This window comes from Candidatus Benthicola sp. (genome assembly GCF_058719085.1).
Genome location: NZ_JBZQEK010000021.1, coordinates 1 through 10,222, shown reverse-complemented (window position 1 = coordinate 10,222; position 10,222 = coordinate 1). Strand labels below are relative to the sequence as shown.

Below are 10,222 nucleotides of genomic sequence, written 5' to 3'. Positions count from 1 at the left end.
GGCCCGTCCGCGAATTCAAGATCTCCATTCGATCCGTTCCCTTCAGCGCCTCGGCGAACCCGTCCTCGTATCGATACACCGATCCGATCCCCGCCCATGTCACCACGGCTTCGACTCTCGGGCTGCGCGCCCCGGCCAGGATCACTGCCGCCGCCCCCCGACTGTGTCCCAGCAGGCCGATGGAGTGAGCCGGCGAGAACGCCACATCGCCGAGCCGGCCGTTCCGGGCTCCGTCCAGCACGATCTCGAGGTCCGCCAGCTCCTTCGAGAAGGTGTTGTGACCGAAGGCCTCGAGGTCCGTGAACGTCTCCAGGTCGGGACCGATGCCCGAGCCCGAGAAGTTGAAGGAGACCACGACGCTGTGCGTGTCGCGGGCCAGCCGATTCGACAGATAGGGGAAGAACCCCCAGTCCTTGAAGCCCTTGAACCCGTGGCACACCACGATCAGCCGACCGGCGGTCTCAGGACCGGCCGCACCCGCAGCTTTGTCCGGGACTCGAACGTCCCCGCGCAGCACGCCCCGCTCGCCGACGGACAGCTCGAACGCGGTGCGCAGGGTGCCGCTCTCTTCCCGTTTCTCAGGCGACATGATCGGCCACGTCGATGCCGTAGCGGGTTGGGTCCGTGGAACGCGCGATGCTCCTCCGGTATCGGCCGCTCTCCGGATCCCGTTCGTTGAGGTCACGGATCGGTCCGTTTCCCACCCGCTCTCCGGAGGCGTTCGCCACGATTCGGACAAGCGGGCGATTCAACGTCTTCGGATTCGGACTCGGAGCCACCACGACGCCCATCTCCCCGGTATCCAGAATGACCAGCGTCGCCACCGGGAAGATCCCCATCATGTTCACGAAGGCCCGGGTCAGGACGCTGTCGTAGGCCCCCGTTTCGGCCTCTCGGAGCTGCCGGATCGCTTCATCGGGCGAGCAGGGAAGGAACTGTTTGCTGTAGTTCGAGATCGCCGCGTCGTAGGCTTCGGTGAGGGCGATGATCCTCGCGAAGAGGCCCTGGCGCCGCCGACGGATCACTCTCGGGTATCCCGACAAGTCGGGCTTCATGTGATGCTCGTACACCGCGAGCATGGCCCGGTAGGGAAGGTCCTGGAAGCCCTCCACGTTGAACAGCATCAGGAGGCCGAAGTCGGGGTGCTGGCTGACGAGCCGCCATTCCTCGTCGTTCAGCCAGCCCATCTTGTTGAGCACCGCAGGGGGAATGAGCACCTTGCCGATGTCGTGGAACAGGGCCGCGAAGCCGAGTTCGAACAGCTGCTCCCGGTTCAGTCCGAGGTAGTCGCCGAGCGCCACGGAGAGAATCGACACGTTGACCGAGTGGACGTACGAGTGGTCGTCGAAGTCCCGCAGCGTCAGCATCCCGAGCATGGTCGCGGGCTCCTTGAGCACCTGATCGACCACGGCGAGAATCGCTCGCTCGGCCCGGCGGGCCCCGATGGCCTTCCCTAGCACGAGGCCCTCCATCATCTCGCGAGCGACCTTGATCGACCGCGCGTAGGTGCGCCTCGCCGCCTCGACGGATTCCTCGCCCTCGCTTCCCTCGAACATCGGGGATGGAGGTCCCACGTGGATGGCCGATACCCCCTTCGCCGCGAGCACCGATCGGAGGGCCTCCAGCGGCGGCTGGCCCGGCGCCGGATCGACCGCGATCGCGGCCAGGAAGGCCGCCCATTGCTCGTTCTGCGCCTTGGGGCTCGCTTCGATTCGCCCGACGCCGTGTCCGCGCAGGACTTCGCGAAGCGCGGCGAGCGCCGCGTAGTCATGAAGGTCCAGTCGCACCTGCAGGTCGTTGATGAACATATAGTTGCCGGCGACCCAGATGCTCAGCCCTCCTTCGGAACGAATGACCCGTTCGACCTCGTCCGTGACCTCGGTCAGGGCGCGCGTCACGACTTCGTTCTCCGCCGGGTAGAGCTGCAAGGCCCGGATGGCTCCGTACATGGTCCCGAGGATCGTCGTCCCCTGCGTCATCGAACCGGTCATCGCGGCTCCTCCTCGTGGTCGCCATCCGGCTCGAGAGCGGACTCGTCCGGCCCCAGCTCCAGCTCCTTGAGAGAGACGCGAACCGAGCTGCGCACGGGAGCGGATCGATCGTTCGCCGCTTTCTCGAGGGCTGCCCGCGCTCCCGGCGATCCCACCATCCCGAGGGCTCGCGCGGCACACGCTCTCAGGGTGGGAGCGTGTCGACCGCCCCACCACTTGCGGCCGTTGAGGATCCTGGCGAGCCGGGACACGGCCCCCTCGCCGGCGAGAGAGGCGTAGACCCGGAGAAAGGCCAGCTGCTCGCCCTGGTCCCGGCCCGCCAGCGCCGAATCGATGATTCTTCCGAGCAGCTCCTCGACTCCCGCCGGCCGGGCCGCCTTCACGGCATTGAGGGCCGCCAACCGGATCTCCTTGCCCGGATCGGAGAGAGCGGCGGTCAACGCCAGGGCCCCGGATTCGGATCCGAGCATCGCCAGGGCCTCGATCGCCGCCTGTCGCGTCACCTCCTCCGGACGCTTCGAGAGCTCGACCAGATCCTCTTCCGCGGCCGTCAGGCCCAGACGTCCGACGATTCGTGCCGCCTCGGCGGCGAGCATGGGGTCTTCCGCGGAGAGAAGGTCCACCACGTAGCTCGGGTTGGCCCCCACGAGCCGGTCCAGCGCCTCGGCCAGGCGGTCACGCGTGCTGCGGTCCGGAACCGCCGGGATCGCCCGAACGAGGGTCGGAATCGCTTCCGCCTGCAGCGCCCCGACCAGAGCGGCCAGTTCCTCCGCTGCGGGCGAATCCTCGCCCGCATCCGCTACGCTCACCATTTCCGCCATCGCCTCGCTCATGTCCCGGAGCAGCGAGGTCACCAGTTCCTGGGTCTCGCTCTCGCCCGTCTTGTTCGCGAGCAGCTGCAGCTCCGTGACGATCATGGCGACGTTGGAGAAGTCTCGGGCGGCCAGGAGCCGCGGGAGCAGTTCCCGCAGGATGTCCACGACCTGACGTCGTCTTTCCTGGTCCCGCATCTCGAACTGATCCAGGAGGGCGAGCGTGACGTCGTGCACGACAGGCCGGTTCCACTCGGCTTCGATCTCCCGCTTCAGGTAGAGGAGGTCCGGCTCGCCGAGGGTCAGGTCCGCGAACTCTCCCCCCTCCTCCTGCTCTCCTTCGTCCTCGACCGCTCCCGCTTCCAGCACCTCCTCGATCTCGGCCATGTCCTCGAGACTCGTTCCGGCTCCGGCATTCCGGTCGGGGGTCGGTAGCTCGGTGATCTCCTCCTCGGAGGGATCCACGTAGTCCATGCGGACGGTCTTGAAATCGCGGTGCCACAGGGTGGCGAGGAGGTCTTCCGCATGGGCCTGACGCGTGCGGGCCAGGATGTCGAGGAACTCGGCCAGCTCCTCGTCCTCGGCTCCCGGAAGCAGGGCCAGTTGCCGGATGCCGTCCTTGAAGAAGCGGAAGGCGAAGTTGTCAGGTCCCAGCGGTTTCGAGTATACGGCCCGGTCGCGCCACAACAGACGGCCCTCATCCACGGTCAGCGACAGATGCGGAAGCTCGTCCCACAGGGCGCCGAGTCGCTCGCAGAGCTCGCCGTGAAACTGATCGATCAGTGGGTTTCCGGGTACGTAGGTCTGACGTGCGCGCGTCGCCTTGAGCAGGGCATTGACCGCGTCTTCGACCGCCCCGGACAACGCATCCTCAGGATCGACTTCCGAGCGTCCGCCGCCAACGGGTTCGCGTGTGGAGTCATTCACGGTCGTGCTTACCTCGATCCGTAGTTGCCGGGTGCGGCTCCGGACTCGTCTTCCGAGGGAGCCACGATGTCTCGGGTCTCCCGGCCCGGTGATTGATCGCCCGTGCCAGGGTGAACAGGAGATCCGACAGCCGGTTGACGTACGGGATGATCGAGACCGCGAGATCCGGATCTTCGGCTGCCAGCGCGGTGATCCTGCGTTCGGCCCGACGGCATACCGTTCTCGCCACGTGAAGCTGGGCCCCGACGCTCGAACCGCCGGGCAACACGAAAGCGGTCAGGGCCGGAAGTTGCTCGTCGAGCCGGTCGATCCATTCCTCGAGGGCCTGGATGCGGTCCGTCTCGAGCGCAGGAATCGTCCCGCGTTCCAGCTCGCGCTCGGGCCGCGCGGCTGCGAGCCGCGAGCCGATCACGAAGAGATCCTCCTGGACTCTCTCCAGCGGGGCGAGCGCGGGGTCTCGCTCCGGGCCCAGCGCCAAAGCGAGGCCCAGGGATGCGTTCAGCTCGTCCAGGGTTCCGTAAGCGTCCACCCTGTCGTCGTTCTTGTCTACCTCCACGCCGCCGAACAGCTTCGTGCGGCCGGAGTCTCCCTTCCGTGTATAGATCTTCACGGTATGACCACCCTTTCCGATCCGAGCCGCATGTAGAGCTGTCGCGCCGAGAGGATGTCCCGGTCGGACAGCTCGAAGCTACGGTTTCCGGGGTGCATGACATCGCTCGGCTCGTCGCTGTGTGGAAGACCGATCGCGTGTCCGAGTTCGTGCAACGAGACGAGCCCGCGGAATTCGTCGCTCATCGGCGTGCCATCCTCGTGCTCGAGCGCCAGGGTCACGGTCACCGCCCGGAGCCACCCTTCTCCATCGGTTTGCCAGTCGGTGGTACCCGCCTGGCGTGCCTCGAACCGCCGCAACCAGCGGAACTCCACGTCGGCCCCCTCCCGGTGCATCGTGCGTCGAAACGACAGGGGAACTCCGCTCACCTCGTTCCACGTGGCCATGGCATTCAATGTGTTCGCCCAGAAGTCGGGGCTGCCGGCCGGAGCTGGTGCGAAGTACACCCAGAGGGTCCTCGGGTGGTCGGAGCCGATTCGCCAGCGCGGGAGCGGATCCTCCACCGTGCCATCGGACGGTCCGATGTACGCGGCAGCGGGCGGAACCACGGCCGGCCCGTGATGGCCTGCCTGAGCTGCCGCAGGGGTGGGCATCCAAATCGCCGCGCCGACCGCGGCGATTCCAAGCCATCCGGGCGACGTGGGTCCCCTGTTCATGCGCGAACATCCGGCGGGTTGATGTATCTCCGTATCCCTCGGGGTCAAAGGTAATCCGCCTGCCATGGGGCCTCGAGGCCGCCGAACGCCTTCACCCACCGACCCTCGATCTCACGGGCGGCCGGCCGGCGAAGCTTCCCAGCCGCATCGTGCTCCGACGCACCGCCACGCTCGATCCGCACGGCTGGTCGCTCGAGGGTCGGCTCGGGCACGTTCGGCCCTCCTACCGAATCGGGCAGCGTGGTGAGCCACGCGGGAGCGTATCGGCGCCCGGCGGCTCGCTGTCCCGAGGTCGACAGTCGAACGACGCCGGTGAGCGGGAACGCCTCGAGGGACCACGGGTCCACCTCGTTCGCCAGGCGGCGTTCCAGATCGTGCAGGCCCGCCGCAAGATAGCGGCGCCCGAAGGTGATGCGGTAGGCGGCGCTCGTGCTCGTTCGCCCCGCGGCGTCGGACGACTGGAACTCCGGGTCCGGTCGGGCCGACTCCTCTTCGCGTACGGTCCAATCCGCTTCGCCGGCCCAGCGCTCCACGGAAGCCGCCCGGCTGGACACCGCCCCCGGTCCCCCGGCGAGCGTGATCGTCAGTCGGCCGGGCTCGCCATTCCTCGCTGACGCGGTCCAACGCAGACCTTCCGACCGGGGAAGAGCGGCGAAGTCGGAAGCACCCCCGCCCGAGGTCTCTCGCTCCAGGTGAAGGCGGCGCCAGCACCGCGGTCGCGGCCACAGCCGGAGGGTCGCCTGCGTCACGATGCCGAGTCTGGCGCGACTTCCGCAGATCAGCTTCGTGACGTCGTATCCGGCCACGTTCTTCATCACCGCCCGGCCCCACCGGGTCTCCGTGCCGGTCCAGAGCAACAGGTCGCAAGCGACCACGTGACGCCGCACCGGGCCGAAGGCATCATCGTGCTCGCCCGCCGGGGCGGCCGCGATCCACCCTCCCACGCTGCGATCCTGAGGCGCTCCCGCGATCGGCAGCCACAACCCCTTCTCTTCGACGACCTTTCTGAGGGTCGAGAGCCGCATCCCGGCCTGAACCGTGATCATCAGATCCGCGGGCCGGAACTCGACCACTTCCGCCAGGTCCCACGTCGAGAGTGCGAGTCGGGGAAGGTCCGGAAGCGACCCTCCCTTCGGCTCGCGGCGCTCGCCGGTGACGATGGGCATACCCTCGTCAACGAAGCTCCGGCTCGAGGATCGGACCCACTCCGTCAGCTCGACCACCGTTTCCGGCCGGAACCGCCTCATGTCCCGCTCACCTCCGCGGTCCGGGGCCCGGGACGTTCGGGAAGGAGCTTGCCCGGGTTGGCGAGGTCCTCCGGGTCGGTCGCCTTTTGGATCGCGCGCATCAGCTCGATCTCCTCCGGACCGAACACGAGCCCCATGTGCCGCACCTTGTCGGCGCCCACACCGTGCTCGCCGGTGATCGTGCCTCCGGCCTGAACGCAGAGCGCCATGATCTCCGATCCCGCTGCCTCGACCCGCGCCACCTGCTGCGGGTCGCTCCGATCGAACAGCAGGTTCGGGTGCACGTTGCCGTCTCCGGCATGGAAGAAGTTCGCGAGGCGAAGATCATGACGACGGGCGATCTCGGAGAACTTCGGGAGCAGCTCGGGCAGTGTCGACCGTGGAACGGCCGCGTCCTGCACGAAGACGTCCGGAGCCAGCCGCCCGAGAGCACCATAGGCCTTCTTTCGGGCCTGCCAGATGGCGAGGCGTTCCTCCGCATCCCGTGCCCTGCGGACTTCTCGGGCTCCAGTGGCGACGAGAGCGGCCTCTGCGACGTCGAGGTCTTCCGCTACTTCCGTGGCGTCGCCCTCGACCTCCACCACCAGTGCGGCCTCGGTGTCCAGGGGCAGACCCGCGGCGAAAGCCGAAGCCTCGACCACGGCGATCGTCTCGCGGTCCACCAGCTCCAGGGCCACCGGGACCAGGCCGTCTTCGAAGATCCGTGCGACCGCCCGTCCCGCGGCCTCCAGCGTGTCGAACAGGGCGAGCAACGTCCCGACCTCTTCGGCCACCGGGGCCAGGTTCAGCCGCATCCGGCTCACCACGCCGAGCGTTCCCTCCGATCCCGTGAACAGCCCGACCAGGTCCAGCCCCCCGTCCGTTCCTCGATCGACGATCACGGAACCTCCATCGGGGAGAATGACCTCGAGAGACAGGACGTGGTCCGTGGTGACGCCGTGCTTCAGGCAGTGCGGGCCGCCCGAGTTCATGCCGACGTTTCCACCGAGAGTGCATGCCGCGGCGCTCGCGGGGTCCGGCAGGTAGCGCAGGCCACGGGACAGCGCGGCCTCGTTGAGCTCGTCGGTAAGGACGCCGGGCTCGACGAGGGCCGTACGACCGACGGGGTCCACCTCGAGGATGCTTCGCATTCGGGTGGTGCAGACCAGCACGCCGCCGTGCGCGACGGCGCCTCCCGCCAGCCCGGTGCCCGCCCCTCGCGTCACGAACGAAACGCGCGCTTCGTGAAGCAGGCGGACCACCCGGATCAGCTCTTCGCGGTCGGCCGGAAACACGGCTGCGTCCGGCAGCCCACGCGACGTGGTGAGGGCGTCGGCCTCGTAGGCGACGAGCCGGTCCGGGTCGTCGATGACCGCACCCGGATGGGTAGCGGCCCGCAATGCCGGGAGGAGACCGGCCGGAAGGGCCCGTTCTGAGGACATGGCCCGACGTTAGGCGGGCCCCGGGAACCCGGCAAGCGGAGCCCCGATTTCGGGTTGACATCGAGGGGCCCGGTTGCTAGCATCGTGGGCCCGATGCGGGGTGGAGCAGTCTGGTAGCTCGTCGGGCTCATAACCCGAAGGTCGCAGGTTCGAATCCTGCCCCCGCTATTCGAGTAAGAACCCGCCCCTTCACCTGGCCGTGCCAGGCGGGGCGATTTTCTTGCAGAGACGGGTTGTTTGACAACTGACTGTGTGCCTGTGGATCGTCCGCCGTTCGGTGCGGGCGACATCGGGTCGTTCGGCGACATTCCGGGGTAGCTCAGAGGCCAGAGCGGGTGGCTGTTAACCACTAGGTCGTGGGTTCGAATCCCACCCCCGGAGCTGGAAACGGGGCTGGGTAGCTCAGTTGGTAGAGCACCGCGCTGAAAACGCGGGTGTCGGCGGTTCAAATCCGTCCCCAGCCATGCCGGAGCCAAGGGGCGTAGCTCAACTGGTAGAGCACCGGTCTCCAAAACCGGCGGCTGGGGGTTCGAGTCCCTCCGCCCCTGTAGCCCGGTTCCGGAGTCGGCACAGGCTCGCGTAGCTCAGGGGTAGAGCGCATCCTTGGTAAGGATGAGGTCACGGGTTCAATCCCCGTCGCGAGCTTCAGGGATCGGCGGCGGGCGAGAGACTCCGGGCGACCTCGAGGCGGGCGCCCGTAGCTCAGCTGGATAGAGCACCGGCCTTCTAAGCCGGGGGTCGCAGGTTCGAGTCCTGCCGGGCGCGTCAGAGAACCGTGGTGGTCTCGCGCCTTGACGGCGCTCGAGTGTCGCGGCACGGCCGCGACGGCGAGTCCTGCCGGGCGCGTCAGGAAGCTGTCGGAACGGAAACGCTGGGGTCAGGTACGAGAGTCTGCCCCGACTGGCCCCCCATCGTCTAACGGCCAGGACACCACTCTTTCAAGGTGGAGATAGGGGTTCGATTCCCCTTGGGGGGATGGCAGGAACGGGCGCACAGTTGATTGACAGAGCAGTCTGGGGCCGTAGCTCAGTGCTTTTCGCACCTTCGGTGCAAAAAGGACAGGTATCAGGCTCGACAGGACAGTAAGTATGACAAGCAGTCTGGGGCCGTAGCTCAGTTGGGAGAGCGCTTGAATGGCATTCAAGAGGTCAGGGGTTCGACTCCCCTCGGCTCCACTTCCGCCCGGACGGGCGACCGACGCACCGCGCGGTAACGCGCGCCGCTAGCTCAACAGGCAGAGCAACTGGCTCTTAACCAGTAGGTTCGGGGTTCGAGTCCCTGGCGGCGCATTTCGGGACAGCAGGAAGTTGCGCGCTCGTAGCTCAGCCTGGATAGAGCGTCTGCCTCCGGAGCAGAAGGTCACAGGTTCAAATCCTGTCGGGCGCATGAGAAGAAGTTGAGGCCACGTCGATTTCGGCGTGGCCTCTTCGCATCCAGACCGCCGCGGGACCGCGGCAGAAGATCACAGTTGGTCTCGCCCTCTCGGGCGTGTTCCGCCTCGAATGCAGCGTCGATTGGGGGCGAGCAACTGTTGCACCGGTGCAACGGTCTCCGGAGAAAACATGTTGCACAGAGGCCACAGTGTCCGACTTTCCGGCCTGGCTGGTGTAACGGTCGTGCAACGCCTTCCGGGCCACCTTGTCAACCCCCTTCGAAACTGGATATTGGAGGTGGAAGCACCTTCCGAAAGGGTGAGCCGGGCGGATTCGGTTCGCAATGCTCCGAGGGCCTCGGCCCAAGCCCACCGAGCTGCCGAAGAAGGATCGCTGGGGGCGCCACGTGCGGCGCTACGTCTCCGTGTGTCAGGAGGTTCCCATGATCCGGTCTTCTCTCGATCGAGAGAGAAGTCCCCCTCGTCATATCGGGTCTCAACTGCTTTGGCCTCTGCTCGACCTTCCGCGCCGTTTCCATCGTTCGGAAGTCCCCGGGTGATCGGCGCGTCGTGACGATCCTGCAAGAGAAGGGACAGTATCATGAGAAGAGCTTTCACGTGGATGGGCATCTGTACGGTGCTGGCCTGCGCGGCCATCGTCGCCTCCTGCGACAACGGCCCCACGGAGGCGCCTGAGCAGACGGCAGCCCCGACGGCTGAGCCGACAGATCCGGGACTGTACCAATTCGACATTGAACCGGCCGCGGTTCTCAACTGCATGGGCGACGAGGGTTTCGAAACGATACCCGGATCGAGCCCGGCGAAGCCCTTCGTCCAGGGCATGCAGAGCGCAACAGACCTGAACTGCACGGCGAACGACGTCGTGATCGCGCTCGCAGACATCGACAATTGTGTCGGCTGCACCGGGGGTGACGGTTCACCGGGAAACCCGTACACCTGCGTCGAAGGCTCGCTCATCACCATCAGCGGCTCGGTCGAGCTCCAGAGCAACTCGGAGCAGCGGCGGTCTGACATCGGCTGGTGGATCGCCAGCGACGGAGGCGATGCGGTCAGCGGCACCTGTCAGCACTTCTACTTCGATACGACTGGCGATCCGACCGGACTGGACAACCTGGACCCGAGCTCGACTCCCGCCGACCTGTGCGGGGATATCGGTGCCAAGGAT

At 66.9% G+C, this 10,222-nt stretch carries 8 protein-coding genes and 10 tRNA genes; 11 read left to right on the top strand and 7 right to left on the bottom strand.

The annotated features are described in order from the left end of the window. The 7 genes from AC36XV_RS01990 to AC36XV_RS01960 all read right to left on the bottom strand — a co-directional run. On the bottom strand, window positions 1–589 hold a 589-nt coding region (locus tag AC36XV_RS01990; protein WP_492201995.1), incomplete at its 3' end, for an alpha/beta hydrolase family protein. After that, window positions 579–1,991: an HD-GYP domain-containing protein gene (locus tag AC36XV_RS01985; protein ID WP_492201994.1), complete on the bottom strand. Its 1,413-nt coding sequence runs from the start codon at window positions 1,989–1,991 to the stop codon at window positions 579–581. The genes AC36XV_RS01990 and AC36XV_RS01985, both read right to left, overlap by 11 nt. Beyond that, window positions 1,988–3,730: a HEAT repeat domain-containing protein gene (locus AC36XV_RS01980; RefSeq protein WP_492201993.1), complete on the bottom strand. Its 1,743-nt coding sequence runs from the start codon at window positions 3,728–3,730 to the stop codon at window positions 1,988–1,990. The genes AC36XV_RS01985 and AC36XV_RS01980 overlap by 4 nt, the downstream gene beginning before the upstream one ends. Further along, the gene (locus tag AC36XV_RS01975) at window positions 3,723–4,340 is read right to left on the bottom strand and encodes a cob(I)yrinic acid a,c-diamide adenosyltransferase (RefSeq protein WP_492201992.1); all 618 of its coding nucleotides are present in this window, start codon (window positions 4,338–4,340) and stop codon (window positions 3,723–3,725) included. The genes AC36XV_RS01980 and AC36XV_RS01975 overlap by 8 nt, the downstream gene beginning before the upstream one ends. Then, window positions 4,337–4,933 carry a matrixin family metalloprotease gene (locus AC36XV_RS01970; RefSeq protein WP_492201991.1) on the bottom strand — a complete coding sequence of 199 codons (597 nt, stop codon included), beginning with the start codon at window positions 4,931–4,933 and terminating at the stop codon, window positions 4,337–4,339. The genes AC36XV_RS01975 and AC36XV_RS01970 overlap by 4 nt, the downstream gene beginning before the upstream one ends. 107 nt (window positions 4,934–5,040) lie before the next feature. After that, a complete protein-coding gene (locus AC36XV_RS01965) occupies window positions 5,041–6,243 on the bottom strand; it encodes an FAD-binding oxidoreductase (protein WP_492201990.1) in 1,203 nt (400 codons plus the stop codon). Beyond that, entirely contained in the window at window positions 6,240–7,664 is a 1,425-nt protein-coding gene (locus AC36XV_RS01960; RefSeq protein WP_492201989.1) for an FAD-binding oxidoreductase, read from the bottom strand. The genes AC36XV_RS01965 and AC36XV_RS01960 overlap by 4 nt, the downstream gene beginning before the upstream one ends. Window positions 7,665–7,758: 94 nt before the next feature. Here AC36XV_RS01960 and AC36XV_RS01955 point away from each other — a divergent pair. The 11 genes from AC36XV_RS01955 to AC36XV_RS01905 all read left to right on the top strand — a co-directional run. Beyond that, window positions 7,759–7,832: transfer RNA gene (locus tag AC36XV_RS01955), tRNA-Met, on the top strand. A gap of 140 nt (window positions 7,833–7,972) precedes the next feature. Further along, window positions 7,973–8,045, top strand: a tRNA-Asn gene (locus AC36XV_RS01950). 10 nt (window positions 8,046–8,055) lie between these two features. Then, window positions 8,056–8,128 (top strand) — tRNA-Phe (locus tag AC36XV_RS01945). Between the two features lie 11 nt (window positions 8,129–8,139). Continuing rightward, window positions 8,140–8,212 (top strand) — tRNA-Trp (locus AC36XV_RS01940). 25 nt (window positions 8,213–8,237) lie between these two features. After that, window positions 8,238–8,309: transfer RNA gene (locus AC36XV_RS01935), tRNA-Thr, on the top strand. Between the two features lie 46 nt (window positions 8,310–8,355). Beyond that, window positions 8,356–8,429, top strand: a tRNA-Arg gene (locus tag AC36XV_RS01930). A 139-nt stretch (window positions 8,430–8,568) separates the two neighbouring features. Beyond that, window positions 8,569–8,640 (top strand) — tRNA-Glu (locus AC36XV_RS01925). Between the two features lie 126 nt (window positions 8,641–8,766). Beyond that, a tRNA-Ala gene (locus AC36XV_RS01920) sits at window positions 8,767–8,839 on the top strand. A gap of 41 nt (window positions 8,840–8,880) precedes the next feature. Further along, window positions 8,881–8,953: transfer RNA gene (locus AC36XV_RS01915), tRNA-Lys, on the top strand. Between the two features lie 22 nt (window positions 8,954–8,975). Beyond that, window positions 8,976–9,050: transfer RNA gene (locus AC36XV_RS01910), tRNA-Arg, on the top strand. A 587-nt stretch (window positions 9,051–9,637) separates the two neighbouring features. Beyond that, window positions 9,638–10,222: hypothetical protein (locus tag AC36XV_RS01905; RefSeq protein WP_492201988.1), on the top strand; the 585-nt coding region annotated here is incomplete at its 3' end.